This window comes from Amycolatopsis sp. BJA-103, assembly GCF_002849735.1.
Lineage (GTDB): Bacteria > Actinomycetota > Actinomycetes > Mycobacteriales > Pseudonocardiaceae > Amycolatopsis.
Genome location: NZ_CP017780.1, coordinates 1,327,546 through 1,342,740, shown reverse-complemented (window position 1 = coordinate 1,342,740; position 15,195 = coordinate 1,327,546). Strand labels below are relative to the sequence as shown.

Genomic DNA, 15,195 nt, shown 5'->3' with positions numbered 1-15,195 from the left:
GACCGTCATGAGCGCTTCGGCGCAGCTGCCGCCGTCCGACCGTGTGATCAACGGACCGACGCCCAAACACGCCCAGCTGCGGGAGATTCTGCGCCGCACGGTGGAGCGTGAGCTACCCCCCGGCTCACCGATCCCCTCGGAACGTGACCTGGCCGAGACCTATCAGGTGTCCAGGCTCACGGTCCGGTCCGCGATCGGCAAGCTGGTCGAAGAAGGACTCTTGTCGCGAGTGCGCGGCAAGGGCACGTTCACCGCCGCGAGGCGGATGGAATTGCAGCTCTACCTGATGTCCTTCACCGAGGACATGCGCCGCCGCGGGATGACCCCGACCACGGAGGTCGTCAAGACCGCCACCGAGGTCCCGCCCGCCCCTTCGGCGCACGCCCTCGGCCTGACCGCCGGGACCCCGGCGCACCGGCTGGTGCGGCTCCGCCGTGCCGACGGGGTGCCGCTGGCGGTCGAACGCGGCTGGTATCACGCCGGGCGGATGCCCGGTCTGCTCGACCTCGATCTCACTCGATCGTTGTACGTCCAACTCGCCCAGTCGTACGACCTCCGCCCGGACCACGCGTGGCAGACGGTCTGGGCGGAATCCGCGGACCGCGAAACGGCGCGCCTGCTCGGCATGCGCGCCGGCAGTCCGCTTCTTGTCTTCCGCCGGGTCTCCAGCGTCAACGGGGAACCGATCGAAGACATGACTTCCTGGTACCGGGGCGATCACTACCAGGTCACCATGCAGCTGGACCGGAACACCCCGGATTCCGGTCACCATCCTCACTACGGAGGTACCCGATGAGCTCCACCACCGCCGAGGGGGCGAAGAGCAAAGGCAAGGGCAAGGGACTTGCCGGCCTTCAGCGCTTCGGCCGCAGCCTCATGCTCCCCATCGCCGCCCTGCCCGCCGCAGCGCTCCTGTCCAGGCTCGGTCAGCCTGACCTGCTCGGCGCGGACGGCCTCGGCTGGGACAAGGCCGCCGCGGCCATCGGTGCCGCGGGGGACTCGCTGTTCAACTGGCTGCCGCTCCTGTTCGCGGTGGGTATCGCGGTCGGGTTCGCCCGGAAGAGCGACGGCGCCACGGGCCTCGCCGCCGTGGTCGGTTTCTTCGTCTTCACCAGCGTCCTTCGCGTCTTCGCGCCGTTCGAGGAGCTTCCCGGCTGGGACCCCGCAAAGCCCGCCGGCCTGATGCTCAACCCGATCAAATGGCCCTACAGCGTGCTGGCCGGTGTGATCGTCGGCCTCGTCACCGCGCTGCTGTGGCAGAAGTTCTACCGCATCAAGCTGCCGCCGTACCTGGCCTTCTTCGGTGGCCGCCGGTTCGTGCCGATCATCACCGCCCTGGTGTTGCTCGTCCTCGCGGTGCCGCTGGGCCTGGTCTTCCACTGGGTCAACGACGGCATCCAGGCCGCCGGTGAAGCGGTCACCGGCGCGCCCGTGGTCGGTGGCGGTATCTACGGCTTCCTCAACCGGCTCCTGATCCCGGTCGGTCTGCACCAGCTGCTGAACGTGCCGGTGTGGTTCATCTTCGACGGTGGCGACCTGACCCAGTTCTTCAAGGGCGACCCGACCCGCGGCACCTTCATGACCGGGTTCTTCCCGATCTTCATGTTCGCCATCCCCGCCGCGGCGCTGGCGATCTGGCAGACCGCGAAGCCCAGCCAGAAGAAGATCGTCGGCGGTGTGATGATCGCCGGTGCGCTGACCTCGTTCCTGACCGGTGTCACCGAGCCGATCGAGTTCTCGTTCATGTACGTCGCGTGGCCGCTGTACCTGATCCACGCGGTCCTGACCGGTACCTCGCTCGCCCTGGTGAACGCGCTCGACATCCACCTCGGCTTCGGCTTCTCCGCCGGTGCGATCGACTTCGGGCTCAACTTCAGCCACCCGGCGGCGAGCAGCAACGTCTGGCTGCTCATCCCGATCGGCCTGGCCTACGCGGTCATCTACTACGTGATCTTCCGTTTCGTGATCACCAAGTGGAACCTGCGGACCCCTGGCCGCGAGGACGACTCGATCGAGGCCGATCTCGAAGCCACCTCGGCCAAGCCCGTCAAGTAGTTTCAGCTCCAAGGAACAAAGGCACGAAAGGGAAAGAACATGCCGGAGAAACGCGTCACCGTGGCCAGCAAGGTGGGCCTGCACGCCAGGCCCGCGGCGACGGTCGCCAAGGCGGCCGCGGCGCAGCCCGTCGCGGTGTCCATCGCCAAGGCGGGCGGCGACCCGGTCGCGGCCGGCAGCGTGCTGAACCTGATGACGCTCGCCGCCGGTTACGGCGACGAGGTCATCATCAGTGCCGAGGGTGAAGGTGCCGAGGCGGCCGTCGACGCCATCGCCGAGCTGGTGGCGACCGACCTCGACGCCTGATTCCCATCCCTGCGAAGCCCGGGCCGCCCCGACCGGCCCGGGCTTCGTAGGGTGTGGGACATGGAAAGCGTGCGCGAAATCGAACAGTGGCCGGTGGACAACGCCGCCACGGCCGTGGTGACCGCCGCCGGTGACGTGCTGGGCACGCACGGCGACACGACGAAGGTCTACAAGCTGGCTTCGGTGACGAAGCCGCTGACGGCCTACGCCGCGCTGATCGCCATCGAAGAGGGCGTCGTCGAACTCGACACCCCCGCCGGGCCGGAAGGCTCGACGATCCGGCACCTGCTCGCGCACACCTCGGGCCTGGCCTTCAACGAGCACAAGCAGATGGCCGAACCGGGCAACCGTCGCCTGTACTCCAACGCCGGGTTCGAGCAACTGGCCGACGCGCTCACCGAGCACTCCGGTATCCCCTTCGCCGACTACCAGGCGGAGGCGCTTTTCCAGCCGCTGGGCATGAAGTCGACCAAGCTGACCGGTTCCCCTGCCTCCGGCGCGGAGTCCACTGTGGACGACCTGGTCGCGTTCGCCGCCGAACTGCAGGCCCCGAAGCTCATCGCCGCCGAAACGGTGCGCGAGGCGACATCCGTGGTCTTCCCCGGACTTTCCGGTGTCCTGCCCGGCTTCGGCCACCAGAAGCCGAACGACTGGGGCCTCGGCTTCGAGATCCGCGACCACAAGAGTCCGCATTGGACCGGTTCGTCGAGCTCGCCGCGGACCTTCGGCCACTTCGGGCAGTCCGGCACGTTCCTCTGGGTCGACCCCGAGGCCGGTGCCGCCTGCGTCGCACTCACCGACCGGGCTTTCGGCCCGTGGGCGGCCGAAGTCTGGCCGCCCTTCACCGACGCCGTCCTCTCGGAGCTGCGCGGCGTCACTCCATGACGCGAATCGGCGAACCCGCCTGGAAGGCCGCGATGTCCTCGACCGCGTCGCGGTAGAAGATCTCGTAGGTCTCCCGGGTGACGTAGCCGATGTGCGGGGTGAGCACGACGTTGTCCAGTGTCCGCAGCGGATGCTCCGAGGGCAGCGGCTCGACGTCGTAGACATCCAGCGCGGCGATCGCGATCTCCTTGCGGCGCAAGGCGTCCACCAGGGCGGCTTCGTCCACGATCGGGCCACGCGACGTGTTGACCAGGATCGCCGTCGGCTTCATCGCGGCGAGTTCCGGGGCGCCGACGAGCCCGCGGCTGCGGTCGCCGAGCACCAGGTGGACCGACAGGACGTCGGCGCGGGCGAACAGCTCGTCCTTCGACACCGCCGTCACCCCGTGGGGTCCGGCCTTCTCCTGGGTCAGGTTCTGGCTCCAGGCGATGGTCTCCATGCCGAACGCCTGGCCGATCTTGGCCGCGCCGGCGCCGAGCCTGCCGAGGCCGAGCAGTCCGAGGGTCTTGCCCGCCAGGATCGTGCCGACCGTGGTCTGCCAGCCGCCTTCACGCATGTTCCGGGACTCTTCCGGCACGTTCCGCGCGGCGGCGAGGATCAGCGCCCAGGTGTGCTCGGCCGCCGGTGCCGCGATGTAGCCGGTGGAGCAGACGACCACGCCGTTGCGCCGGGCGGCGGCCACGTCGATCGCGGCGTTGCGGTGGCCGGTGCTCACCAGCAGCTCGAGCGCGGGCAGCCGATCGAGGACCTCGGCGGGGAAGCGGGTGCGTTCGCGCATCGCGACCACGACGTCGAAGTCCCGGAGACGGGCGACCACCTCCGCGGGATCCGCGAACGGCTCGGTGAACACCTTGACCTCGGCGCCGAGGGAGTCCCAGTCCCCGAAGCCGAGTGCCACTTCCTGATAATCGTCGAGAATCGCGATCTTCATGGATCCCAGGCTAGGTCACGGCTAGGGTCCTGCCCGGAAGCCGTGTCGACGGCGAAGGGGAGGAACAGGAAATGGACGAGATCTCGACCTGGACCGAGACGGAAAGACTGAGCTTCGCGGAGTTGCTGGAAGGACTGGACGAACGGGACTGGTCGGTGAAGACCCTTTGTCCGGAGTGGACGGTGCACGCGATGGCCGCCCATCTGGCGCAGTCCACCAGGAACCGGCTCCGGGACACCCTCTTCGGCGCCATCAAGGCCAAGGGCAACTGGGACAAGATGAACGTCGACCAGGCCATCGGCTACGCCGCGCGATTCTCCCCCGCCGAACTCGTCGCCCAGATCCGCGACGACGCGGCCTCGCCGCGCCGCTCCCCCGGCGCCAAGCCGATCGACCCGCTCGCCGACGTCCTCATCCACGGTCAGGACGTCGCCCGCCCGCTGGGCATCGACAGGCCCATGCCCGGGAAGCCGGTGATCGCGGCGCTGGAGCATCTCCTCGTCAGCCCGTTCTGGGGTGCCCGCAAACGCTGCAAAGATCTGCGGTTGATCGCCACCGACGCCGAGTGGACCGGCGGCGCGGGCACCGAAGAGGTGCGGGGACCGCTCGCCGACCTGCTCCTGGCGGTGAGCGGCCGGAGCGCCGGGCTGGCCACCTTGACCGGCCCGGGCACCTCACGGCTCAGCGCCGGCTGACGGCTACCAGCGACCGACGATCACGTCGACCCGCACCAGGTGATGGTCCGAGGCGTCGTTGAGCCGGGCCAGCGGTGAATCGGGCAGCGGCCAGAAGACCTCGGCGCGCCAGGGGAACAGGCCCTTCGACGGCAGGACGTAGTCGATCCGCAGGTTCCCCGGCGCGTTGTCGTTGAAGTCGCCGGTGTCGAAGAACGGGTCGCCCTTCTGGCCGATGTTGGCGCCTGCCTGGTCCCGCGCGGCGCGCACCGCGCCTTCGCTGCCCGGACGCGTCTCGATGACGCGAGGCGCGTTCAGCAGCCGGGAGATCGCGCCGGGGACGCTGTCGCCGTCGAGCGGGTCGGAGTTGTGGTCTCCGGCGATGACGAACTTCTCGTGCGCGCCCAGTCCGCCGCGACGGCCGCGGTCGTCGTGGATGTAGCGGCCCTTGCCCGGGGTCACGTAGTCGGCCCAGAAGCGGATCTCGTCGTTGTTGCGGGTGCCGTTGCGGTCTTCGGGACCGTCGAAGGTGGGCGGCGTCGGGTGCGCGGCCAGGAAGTGCACGGTCGAGCGGCCGACGCGGATCGGGACGTCCCAGTGGGACTTCGACGACAGGCGCAGCACGTCGAGTGCCTGCGGCGAATACCAGTCGGCCGGCGCCGGGGTGGCCGGGTCGTCCGGGAGCAGCGCGCCCGGCATGTCCTTCCAGAGGAACTTCTGGAACGTCCGCACGCTCCGGGTGTCGATCGGGTACTTGGACAGCACGAGCATGCCGTACTGGCCCTCGAAGAGGCCGAAGCCGTGCGCGTCGTTGCCGCCGCCGACCTGGCCGTTGCGGTCGAGGTCGAAACCGGTCGCGACGCCGGTGTTCGACGGCGCCGTGAAGGCGTACGGGTAGTCGATCGGCGCGGCGCCGTTCTGGCCGCGCTCGAGGTAGTTCTCGCGGAACAGGTTCGCGGCGCGGTTTTCCGGCACGTAGTCGAACTCGTTGATCAGCAGCACGTCCGGCCGGTTGCGCTGGATCACCTCGGCGACCTCGTTCGCCTGCGCGTTGCCCGGCTGCGACAGGTCGGTCACGAGCTGCCCCGCCGCGCCGCGGTTGAGCGAGGCGTTGAACGTCGCGAAGCGGACGTTCTTCCCGGCGGTGGCTTCGGCCGGGGTGGCGGCCAGAAGCGTCCCGGCCAGCAATGCGCCCGAGGTGAGCACGGCGGCGATGCGTTTCACGGTCATACCTCCCAGAGTCGGTGCGACCTTACGCATCTTCGGCGGCCGCAGGGGTGAGCTTCAGGTGAACAGCTCCCTCTTGAACGTGTTCAAAATCTGGGCTACGGTCCTTCTTGAACACGTTCAAAAGGAGGTCCCCATGCAACCCGTAGTCGTGGCCTACGCGCTCTACCTGGCCATCACCGTCCCGCTGACCGTGCTGGTCGCCCGGACGCTGAGCAAGCACGGCAAGACGTTCCTGGAGGACGTCTTCCAGGACAAACTGGCGCTCGCACATTCGGTCAACCAGCTGCTCGTCGTCGGCTTCTACCTGGTCAGCCTGGGTTTCGTGACCCTGTTCCTGACCAGCGACGACATCGTCCTCGACGCGCGCGACGTCTTCGAGATGCTGTCGGTCAAGGTCGGTACCGTGGCGCTCGTGCTCGGCGTGATGCACGTCGGGAACGTGCTGGTGTTCAACGGGATCCGGCGCAAGCACCTGCACAACAGCGCCGCCCGGCCCATGCCGATGCCGCCGCCCTACCCCGGCTACCCGGCGCCCGCTCCGCATCCCGCGCCCTGACCGGATAACGTGCAGTGGTGGCGAAGAGTGAGGAAACCAGGTCGCTGATCGTGGCGACCGCGTTGCGGCTGTTCGCGGAGAACGGCTACGACCGCACGACCATGCGGGCCATCGCGACCGAAGCGGGAGTGTCGGTCGGGAACGCTTACTACTACTTCGCCTCGAAAGACCAGCTGATCCAGGGTTTCTACGACGAGATCGCCAAGGTGCACCTGACGACGGCGCGCCAGGCGATCGAAGGTGAGCGGGACTTCAGCGCGCGGCTCAAGACCGTCCTGCTCACCTGGCTCGACGTCGCCGAGCCGTACCAGCGCTTCGGCACCCAGTTCTTCGTCAACGCCGCCGACCCGGACTCGCCGCTGAGCCCGTTCAGCGAGGAGTCGACGCCCGCTCGGGACGCCTCCATCGGCCTGATGCGCGACGTCATCGCCGACTCCGACGCCAAACTCGACCCGGACCTGCGCGACGACCTGCCCGATCTGCTGTGGCTGTACCAGATGGGGGTCGTGCTGTTCTGGGTCCACGACCGGTCGCCCGGGCAGAAACGCAGCCGGGTACTGGTGGAGCGGACGGTGCCGCTGATCGCGCGGCTGGTGGGACTTTCGCGGCTGCGGGTGCTGCGGCCGGTCAGCCGGGAGATCGTCTCGCTGATCCGGGACCTTTCGAAGCGGGACGATGCCGCCTGAGGCGCGTTTAGTCCTCTAGTTGCGTTTCCTGCGAGTACGTGAAGGACCCCTTCCTGTACTTAGGCGCAAGGATGGGGGCCTTCATGTACTTGGAGCCGGCGTGGAAGCCTTGCCGGATCCGGGACGATGCTCTGAGCGGAGCAGACCGTAGACGAGCACATCGACATACTCGCCGTGCTGGAAGGACCTGCCGTGCATGACCCCTTCCCTGCGGAACCCCAGGCGTTCGAGGGCTTTCTGCTCGCCGAGGTTACCGCCATTGGTGAGGGCTTCGATTCTGTTCGCAGTCGTGCGGCCGAACAGGTAGTCCACGAGCAGCCTCTGCGCCACCGTGCCCACCCCCTGTCCACGATGCTCGGGTAGCACCCCCACGCCGATCTCGTAGGTGACACCCAAGGGGAAGCCGCGGGGCTTCCAGCTGACGATGCCGATAGCCGTGTCGTCGGCCCGCGCGATCGCAACCGCCGCGGACTCGGCGGAGATATACCCGTCGATCTCCCATCGCTTGCGGCGTGCCCTCGGATCACCGAATCCGGGCCAATCGAACTCGCCGAGCGCATCGGGATCCGTGCAGAGGCGGTCGAGAAAGGCGAGGTCGGCCTCGGTGAACGTCCTCAAGTGGACTGCGTCCGGGCGGTTCGCTGAAGTCATGAGACCAGTATCGCGCCCGGAACCTCACCCGTGGAGGCAGTGAGCACTTCCCAACCTTGTTGCCCTGCGGGGGGGGCGGTGGGCGAATCTCTCCACAGGCCAGCAGGCAGCCAACCGGCTCACACACCCGAATCCGGGCCGTAGAGGAGCAGGCCAACGCAGCCCTGAAGGGTTGGCGTCTCCTACGGAAGCTCCGGTGCAGCACCACCCGGATCACCAGCCTGGTCAAGGCCGTGACGCTCCTTCACAATGTCATCAGGACGGGATGTTGAAAAGGGCTCACTGTCTTTCAGCGTCAAATCACTCGTCAGTGGCAAACACGCCGATTCAATGTTGCTTAAAATTACGAACATTTGTTCGAATTATTCCGGTATTATCGGGTGGTTTCAACTGGTGAGTGCACCACCTCTAGTCTAGCAACACTTTGCTGAACGCTTCGATCGGCTTAAGCCAACCTAGTGTCTGTCGCGGCCGGTCGTTGAGTTCGTCTGCGATGGCATCGAGTTCGTCCTGTGAATATCCGGATAGGTCGGTTCCTTTGGGAAGGTACTGGCGCAGCAACCCATTGGTGTTCTCGTTGCTGCCGCGTTGCCAGGGCGAGCGCGGATCACAAAAATACACCGGCATGCCGGTGGTCATGGTGAACTTCCTGTGGCCGCCCATCTCGCCACCCTGATCCCAGGTGACGCTGTTCTTGAAAACGTCAGGCAAAGTGTTCATCTTGGCGGCCAGCCGCGGGGCAACGTTCTCGGCCGTGCGATCGTGAGGAATACGCACCAGCATGACGAATCGAGTGCGCCGTTCGACCAAGGTCGCGATCTGCGATTGATTGTTCGCGCCGACGATCAGATCGCCTTCCCAGAAGCCCGGCACGGCACGGTCCTCGGCCTCGGCCGGCCGCTCGCTGATCAGGACCATGTCCTTGATCTTGCCCCGCAGCTCCGCCCCTCGCGACCGGGCCCGTCGCTTGATCCTGCCTTGGCGCAACCCCTCGGCCACCTCTGCCCGCAACGTCCCCTTCGCCTGTACGAACAACGCCTGGTAAATCGCTTCATGTGACACCCAGCGAGAATGATCCATCGGATGGTCGAGCCGCAACCTGTACGCGATCTGCATCGGTGACCACTTTTTCCGCAACCCCTCATGCACCACGCGAGTCAGAAACGGCGATTTCAGCACCTTGCGTTCCTTTGGACGCTTCCGTAGTCGATCAGCCCGGCGCTGCGCAACCAACGGCGAATACGCCTCCCGTCCACCGTTGCGGTCAACCTCGCGGGACACCACCGAATGATCCCGTCCAATCCAGGCCCCGATCTCCCGAAACGACTTCCCCTGCCTCAACCCGAACGCGATCAATTCACGCTCCACCGACCGCAACGGAACACCACGCGACACGGCACACCCCTTCGCTACCCAGAACGATCATTATCCCAGCCGGTGCACTGACCATCTGAGCCCGTGTCGAGGTGTGTCCGAGACGATCCTTCCCGAGTTGCCGCAGGAGTTGTGGCGCGCCGGCAAGCTGGAGCTTGCCCACGGCGTGCAGCAGTTCTTGCAGGTGATGCGGGTCGCCTCCGCGGGGTTGGGCCAGTATTTGGCGGAGATTGATTCTCGTGGCGCGAAAGACTTGTACGGTTATGGGACGACGTTGGCGTGGTTCGCCGATATCGCCGGACTGAGCCAGGGCGAAGCGCGGCCGTATGTGAATCGCGCTGTCGATCTGAACCCCACGTGTGGCTTGGATGGCACGGAGATCCCGGCCTTCGCACCGGCGACCGCTGTTGCGGCGGCGGAGGGGGCGATCGGCGAGGAACGGATCAAGCAGATCGTGGAGATCCTGCGGAAGATCCCGGCTGGGGTGTCGGTGGAGGATCGGGAGCACGCGGAGACAACCCTCGCCGATCTCGCCCGGAAAGCGGGTCCCCAGCAGGTGTCGGATCTCGGAGACCAGCTGCTGGGCTGGCTCGACCCGGACGGCAAGGAACCGAAAGACCCCGAACCCGCCCAACCCCGCCGCGAACTCACCCTGGAACGCCGCAAAGACGGCTACTGGACACTGAACGGCCTCCTCGACGACGAGTTGGGTGCCCGCACCGCGGCCGTGCTCGAGGCGTATGCGAAGCCTCGACCGATGGACGAGTTCGGCCAAGCCGACCTGCGCACGAAGGCCGAACGTCAAGGCGACGCCTGGGCCGAGCTGCTGGACTTGGCGATCGCGTGCCCGGACCAGCCCGGGACCAGCGGCTACCGCACGTTGATCCACGTCACCATCGGCCTCGACGAACTGAAAACCGGCCTGGGCACGGCGTGCGTGGACTTCATCGGAACCATGACCGCCCGCGAAGCACGGATGGCCGCCTGCGACTGCCTGATGCTCCCCGTCGTGATGAACGCGGCCGGTGAGCCGCTGGACGTGGGACGACTGAGACGATTCGTCACCCCCGGGCAACGCCGCGCCCTCAACATCCGCGATCGAGGATGCGCATTCCCCGGCTGTCATCGACGACCGAAGAACTGCCACGCCCACCACATCCATCACTGGGCAGATGGTGGACCGACAGATCTCCGGAACCTCGTCCTACTGTGCGGCTTCCACCACCGCCTGATCCACTACGGCGATTGGGAAGTCCGGATGGCACCTGACGGGCTACCGGAGTTCATCCCGCCGCAGTATTTGGATCCGTTACGAAGATCGCGGCGCAACACCCATGTGTGACCCCGAGGAGCCCGCCAGCCACACCGGCGACGGGCCCCTCGGCATGCCCAAAGTGTTCGGGGTTACTCCCGAACAGTCCGGAAGTACAGGAACCGCGGTTTCGTCCGCAGGTTCGCGTACCACCGGGGATCGGACTCGGCGACCGATTCCTCCGGCATCGGCTCGACCAGCCTGTCGACGGCGAACCCGGCGTCCCGCACCGCGCCGAACGTCCAGCTCAGCGGCCGCCGGTAGAACTGGACCTTCTGCTTGTACTCCCCCAGCGGGAATTCGTCGTCGAGCAGTTCGAGCTGGAAGTAGTTGTCCTTTTCGAACCAGCGCCAGTCCTCGCCGGGATGGTGCACGGAGAACACCAGCAGTCCGCCGGGCTTCAGGATCCGCCGGAACTCCGCGAGCGCCGGCGCCCACTCCTTCAGGTAATGCAGCACCAGTGACGCCGTGATGACATCGATCGAGGCGTCCTCGACGAACGTCAGCGGCCGCGAAACGTCGGCCGTCTCGAACCTCGCGACATCCCCGAACTTGTCCCCGGCGACGGCGACCATGCCCTCGCTGGCATCGACGCCGAGGACGTCCGCGCCCTTCGCCGCGAGCAGCGCGCTGAGGTGACCCGCGGCGCAGCCGACGTCGAGCACCCGCTTGCCCGCCACTTCCCCGGCCAGCTCGACGATGGCTGGCCGGTCGTAATGAGCGTTGGTGCTGCTGGTCTCCGCGTGCGCGGCGTAGAGACGGGCGAAACCGTCGTACTGGCTGGCTCGCGCCCGTTCGATGATCTCGTCGATCACCTCGGTCTTGGCGTCGGCGTAGTGCTGGATGTACTTCCAGGTGCGCCCGGCCAGTTCGCGTTTCTTGGCCTCGTAGAGCTTCAGCTCGTCTTCGTGCGCGATCAACCGGTCGCGGAAGAGGCGGTAGCGCTCGGTCTGGCCGTTGTCCGGCGAATAGACGTGCAGGTTGATATTCGTGTCCGGGCCCTTGAAGCTGCGGTGCTTCTCCCACTCCGGCTCGCGGATGACGAGCTTGTAGCCCTCGGCCTCCAACTGCGGCACGTACGCGTCTTCGTCGTTCGAATCGGGGACGATCAGCATGATGTCGATGATCGGTTTCGCGCAGAGCCCGGGTACCGACGTGGAGCCGACGTGCTCCAGGACCAGCGCGCGATCCCCCAGGATCCCCCTGATGCGCTTGGCTTCCCGGTCGAACAGTCCGGGCCACCGCGGGTCGTATTCGGCCAGGGTGACGGTGGAATTCAGCACCGGAGCCTGGCCGACCCACGCGGTGTCGATGTCTTCTTCGGTGTAGTCGTCTCGATCAGGTTTAGGCACGACCCCTTGTTCCTCTCGCAAGGCAGTCGGCCAGATTATCGAATCCGGACGATCTTGTCACCCGATCGGCAGAGAAAGGATCCCACCGGTCGCTTCCCGAAGAGCGTCCCGCATTTCCGCGCGCGGAGCGGGCTGCCCGGTGAAGTACTCGGACTGCCCGAAAGCCTGGTGCAGCAACATGTCCAGCCCGGTGGCCAACCGTCCGCCCTGGTCGGCGACGGCTTCGGCGAGCGCGGTCGGCCAGGGGTGGTAGATGACGTCGAGGACGCAGCCGATGCCTGCCAGGTCGGCCAGATGGGGCCGGACGGCGTCCGGGGGCACGGTGTTCACCAGCACCGCCGAATCCACCGCGAGCTTCCCGAAATCCGCGTCGGCCCAGCGAAGGACCTCGACGTCGAGACCGGCCCGCTGAGCCGCCTCCACCGTTTCCGCCGCCCGTGCGGGATCCCGCACGACCAGCCGGACCGTCCGCACGCCGAGCGTGGCCAGCCCGACGACCGCCGCCGCGGCCGTGCCACCCGCCCCGAGGACGACGGCCGCGTCGTCGGCGCCGGGCGAGTACTCCCCCGCGATCCGCAGCGCCTCGGTGACGCCGTCGACGTCGGTGCAGTCGGCCAGCCAGCCGCTTTCCCGGCGCACCAGCGTGTTCGCCGCGCCGACCGCGGCCGCGCGCGGCGTGACCTCGTCGGCGTACTCCAGCGCGGCCCGTTTCCCGGGCATGGTCACCGAGAGCCCGGTCCATTCCGGACCGAGACCGCCGACGAACGCGGGCAACCCTGGACCGTCCATCTCGACGCGTTCGTAGGTCCAGCCGTCCAGGCCCAGCGCGCGGAACGCGGCGCCGTGCAGGACGGGCGAAAGCGAGTGCTCGACCGGTTTTCCGAGGATCGCCGCCTTGCGGTCAGATGACACCTCGCCTCACTGCGTCATCTCGGTTCTTCCGGTGGTCGTCGAAGTTCACCGCGAAACAGGAGAGCCCGTTCTTCTCGCATTTGACGAAGAACAGCCACTCCCCCGCCACCGGCTTCAGCGCGGCCTGGATCGCCTCCGCGCTCGGGACCGCGATCGGCGTCGGGGGCAGGCCGACGAATTTGTAGGTGTTGTAGGCGCCCGCCTTCTCTCGATCTTCGGGTTTGGTGAGCAGCGTCGGCCGGTCGAGGACATAGTTGACCGTCGAGTCCATCTCGAGCCGCATCTTCTCGTCGACACGGTTGTAGATGACCCGCGAGATCTTCTCGAAGTCGGCCTTCACCGCCTCGCGTTCGATGATCGACGCGATGACGAGCGTCTCGTACGGCGTCTTGCCCTCGCCCTTCGACTGGTCGCTCAGCCCCGCGTTGAGGATGCGCCCCGCCGAGGTCTTCACGACGTCGGTGAGCAGTTCCTCCGCCGTCCAGCCGGGTTTGACGTTGAAGATGCCCGGGGCGATCAGTCCTTCGAGCCGCCGGTCCTTGTGCTCGGCCTTGGTGGCGGACTCGACCGCCCAGGACGGCACGCCCAGCTTCGCCAGATCCGCGTTCTCGATCGTCTTCTTCAGTTCCTCGACCGGGATACAGGTGCTCTCGCCGTTCAGTTCCGCGCAAGAGGCCTTGGACAGCAACGTGTACACGCCGGGCGTCACCTTGCCGTCGGGCTGGGTGATGTCGTGGAACTGGGTGTACGGCCGGATTTCGACCTGGCCCACCTTCGACGCGGCGGCGGTCATCTTCTCGACCGCGCTGGCGCCGGACATCTTCGTCTTCATGACGTAGTAGCCCTGCTGGAGCCGTGAGACGGCGGTGTTGTCCTCGCCCGCCTTCACGAACGCCTTGCCGCTGGCGACCACACCGGCCGCCTGCAGCCGGTTGCCGATCGCCGACGTCGAGTCGCCCTTCTCCACCTGGACGAGGACATCGCTCTCGCCGACGCCTTCGTAATCCTCGTAGCCGAAGATCTCGTTGAAGCCGTAGTAGGCGCCACCGGCGAGCAGCACGAGCACGGCCAGCGCCGCGACCCAGCCCAGGGCACGCTTCTTCTTGCGCTTCTTGGGCGGCGGTCCCTTGCGTTCCGGGCGCTCGGCCGCGATGCGTTCGGGCTCGGCGCGGTCTTCGTCCTCGAAGTCCTGCGCGTCTTCGTATTCGTCGTACTCGTCGTAGTCCTCGTACTCGTCGTACGTGTCCTCGCCGAAGATCTCGTCGTATTCCTCTTCGCTGCCCTGGGACGGCGGAGGAGCCGCGCCGGGACGCCGCGCCATCGGCGCTTCCTGGATCGCGGGGATGATGTCGGTCGGCCGCTCGTCCGGGAGCGGACCGTCGTCCTCACGGCGCCTGCGGCGGCCGGGACGGGGTGGCTCGTCCTGGGCGTAGGCGGGCATGCCAAGACTCCGGTCACCCGGCTGGGGGGACCGCCTGGACGGTGCGGGAGGCGGCGGGGCCGCGGGTTCCGGAGCCCGCCTCGGCGGGGCCGGACGCTGCACGCGGGGCGGAGGAGGCGGCGGCTCCTCGGGAGCGGCCCGGCGACGGCGCGGCGCCGGCGGGGGAAGCTCTTCGGGCTCCTGCCGGACGTGCCGGCGACGAGCGACGGGCTCCGCGGGTGGCTGAGGTTCGGGCCGCCGACGCGGCGGGGCCGGGGGCCGGGGGGCCTCCTCGGGTTCCTCCCGCAACCGTCGTCTACCGCCCTGACGGCGTTCGGGCCGGCCGTGGGGCTCGGTCATTTGTCGCCCTTCCGTGCGCGATGTGCCGCTACCGCGTCGATCCAAGCCTGCAGGATCTCGACCGCGGCCGCCTGATCGACGACGGCACGCTGCTTACGTCCCTTCACCCCACGCTGCGACAGCATCCTGGATGCCGTCACCGTGGTCAACCGCTCGTCGGCCAGCCGCACCGGTACCGGAGCGATCCTCGCGGCGACCTTGTCGGCGTAGTCCAGCGCCGCTTCGGCCGCCGGGCCGTGACGGTCCTTGAGCGTCCTCGGCAAGCCGACGACGACTTCGACCACGTCGTGTTCCGTGACGAGTTCGACGAGCTGGTCGACGTCCTTGTCGGCCACCGCGTCGCGAGTGAGGGTAACGAGCGGACTGGCGAGGATGGGGTCGGGATCGCTCAGTGCGATCCCGACCCGGACGGATCCGACATCCACGCCAAGCCGCCTGCCGCGCCCCGGATCGGACTCCCCAGGCCGATCCGGGCGCCGCTGAGAGGCGTC

The 15,195-nt window shown here is 67.5% G+C and carries 16 protein-coding genes and 1 pseudogene; 9 read left to right on the top strand and 8 right to left on the bottom strand.

Going from position 1 to position 15,195, the window contains the following annotated elements; all coding sequences use genetic code 11:
* Positions 1-7: 7 nt before the first annotated feature.
* From BKN51_RS06300 to BKN51_RS06285, 4 genes are read left to right on the top strand one after another with little or no spacing between them, the layout of a single operon-like run.
* A complete protein-coding gene (locus tag BKN51_RS06300; protein WP_076163796.1) occupies positions 8-796 on the top strand; it encodes a GntR family transcriptional regulator in 789 nt (262 codons plus the stop codon).
* Positions 793-2,055: a PTS transporter subunit EIIC gene (locus BKN51_RS06295; protein ID WP_101606717.1), complete on the top strand. Its 1,263-nt coding sequence runs from the start codon at positions 793-795 to the stop codon at positions 2,053-2,055. The genes BKN51_RS06300 and BKN51_RS06295 overlap by 4 nt, the downstream gene beginning before the upstream one ends.
* Positions 2,056-2,094: 39 nt before the next feature.
* Positions 2,095-2,361 (top strand): HPr family phosphocarrier protein, encoded by a 267-nt coding sequence (locus BKN51_RS06290; RefSeq protein WP_076163675.1) that lies wholly within the window; start codon positions 2,095-2,097, stop codon positions 2,359-2,361.
* Positions 2,362-2,421: 60 nt separating this feature from the next.
* Complete coding sequence (locus BKN51_RS06285) at positions 2,422-3,246, top strand: serine hydrolase domain-containing protein (protein ID WP_101606716.1); 825 nt, start codon at positions 2,422-2,424, stop codon at positions 3,244-3,246.
* Here BKN51_RS06285 and BKN51_RS06280 read toward each other — a convergent pair.
* On the bottom strand, positions 3,236-4,177 hold the full coding sequence (locus BKN51_RS06280) for a D-2-hydroxyacid dehydrogenase family protein (protein WP_101606715.1): 942 nt from the start codon (positions 4,175-4,177) through the stop codon (positions 3,236-3,238). The genes BKN51_RS06285 and BKN51_RS06280 overlap by 11 nt on opposite strands.
* A gap of 71 nt (positions 4,178-4,248) precedes the next feature.
* Between BKN51_RS06280 and BKN51_RS06275 the strand changes: the two genes are divergently transcribed.
* Positions 4,249-4,872, top strand: coding sequence for a maleylpyruvate isomerase family mycothiol-dependent enzyme (locus BKN51_RS06275; protein WP_101606714.1), 624 nt, complete (start codon positions 4,249-4,251; stop codon positions 4,870-4,872).
* 3 nt (positions 4,873-4,875) lie between these two features.
* Here BKN51_RS06275 and BKN51_RS06270 read toward each other — a convergent pair whose 3' ends face one another.
* Positions 4,876-6,075 carry an endonuclease/exonuclease/phosphatase family protein gene (locus tag BKN51_RS06270; RefSeq protein WP_101613074.1) on the bottom strand — a complete coding sequence of 400 codons (1,200 nt, stop codon included), beginning with the start codon at positions 6,073-6,075 and terminating at the stop codon, positions 4,876-4,878.
* A 139-nt stretch (positions 6,076-6,214) separates the two neighbouring features.
* Here BKN51_RS06270 and BKN51_RS06265 point away from each other — a divergent pair, with 139 nt between their 5' ends.
* Both BKN51_RS06265 and BKN51_RS06260 read left to right on the top strand, forming a co-directional pair.
* Positions 6,215-6,637 carry a hypothetical protein gene (locus tag BKN51_RS06265; RefSeq protein WP_101606713.1) on the top strand — a complete coding sequence of 141 codons (423 nt, stop codon included), beginning with the start codon at positions 6,215-6,217 and terminating at the stop codon, positions 6,635-6,637.
* A gap of 17 nt (positions 6,638-6,654) precedes the next feature.
* A complete protein-coding gene (locus tag BKN51_RS06260) occupies positions 6,655-7,323 on the top strand; it encodes a TetR/AcrR family transcriptional regulator (RefSeq protein ID WP_101613073.1) in 669 nt (222 codons plus the stop codon).
* 81 nt (positions 7,324-7,404) lie between these two features.
* Here BKN51_RS06260 and BKN51_RS06255 read toward each other — a convergent pair whose 3' ends face one another.
* Positions 7,405-7,974, bottom strand: coding sequence for a GNAT family N-acetyltransferase (locus BKN51_RS06255; RefSeq protein WP_233224113.1), 570 nt, complete (start codon positions 7,972-7,974; stop codon positions 7,405-7,407).
* A 73-nt stretch (positions 7,975-8,047) separates the two neighbouring features.
* Here BKN51_RS06255 and BKN51_RS06250 point away from each other — a divergent pair.
* Positions 8,048-8,246: pseudogene (locus BKN51_RS06250) on the top strand (transposase family protein); the annotation flags it as partial.
* 136 nt (positions 8,247-8,382) lie between these two features.
* Here BKN51_RS06250 and BKN51_RS06245 read toward each other — a convergent pair.
* A complete protein-coding gene (locus BKN51_RS06245; RefSeq protein WP_101613052.1) occupies positions 8,383-9,351 on the bottom strand; it encodes an IS30 family transposase in 969 nt (322 codons plus the stop codon).
* 91 nt (positions 9,352-9,442) lie between these two features.
* Here BKN51_RS06245 and BKN51_RS06240 point away from each other — a divergent pair, with 91 nt between their 5' ends.
* Positions 9,443-10,690, top strand: coding sequence for an HNH endonuclease signature motif containing protein (locus tag BKN51_RS06240; RefSeq protein ID WP_101606711.1), 1,248 nt, complete (start codon positions 9,443-9,445; stop codon positions 10,688-10,690).
* Between the two features lie 62 nt (positions 10,691-10,752).
* Here BKN51_RS06240 and BKN51_RS06235 read toward each other — a convergent pair whose 3' ends face one another.
* The 4 genes from BKN51_RS06235 to ruvX form a co-directional block, all read right to left on the bottom strand.
* A complete protein-coding gene (locus tag BKN51_RS06235; protein WP_101606710.1) occupies positions 10,753-12,012 on the bottom strand; it encodes a GrpB family protein in 1,260 nt (419 codons plus the stop codon).
* Positions 12,013-12,069: 57 nt separating this feature from the next.
* Positions 12,070-12,900, bottom strand: a complete 831-nt coding sequence (locus tag BKN51_RS06230) for a shikimate dehydrogenase (RefSeq protein ID WP_233224237.1) — start codon at positions 12,898-12,900, stop codon at positions 12,070-12,072.
* 13 nt (positions 12,901-12,913) lie between these two features.
* Complete coding sequence (mltG, locus tag BKN51_RS06225; RefSeq protein ID WP_101606708.1) at positions 12,914-14,365, bottom strand: endolytic transglycosylase MltG; 1,452 nt, start codon at positions 14,363-14,365, stop codon at positions 12,914-12,916.
* Positions 14,366-14,700: 335 nt separating this feature from the next.
* A complete protein-coding gene (ruvX, locus tag BKN51_RS06220) occupies positions 14,701-15,129 on the bottom strand; it encodes a Holliday junction resolvase RuvX (protein ID WP_369862478.1) in 429 nt (142 codons plus the stop codon).
* Positions 15,130-15,195 lie beyond the last annotated feature (66 nt).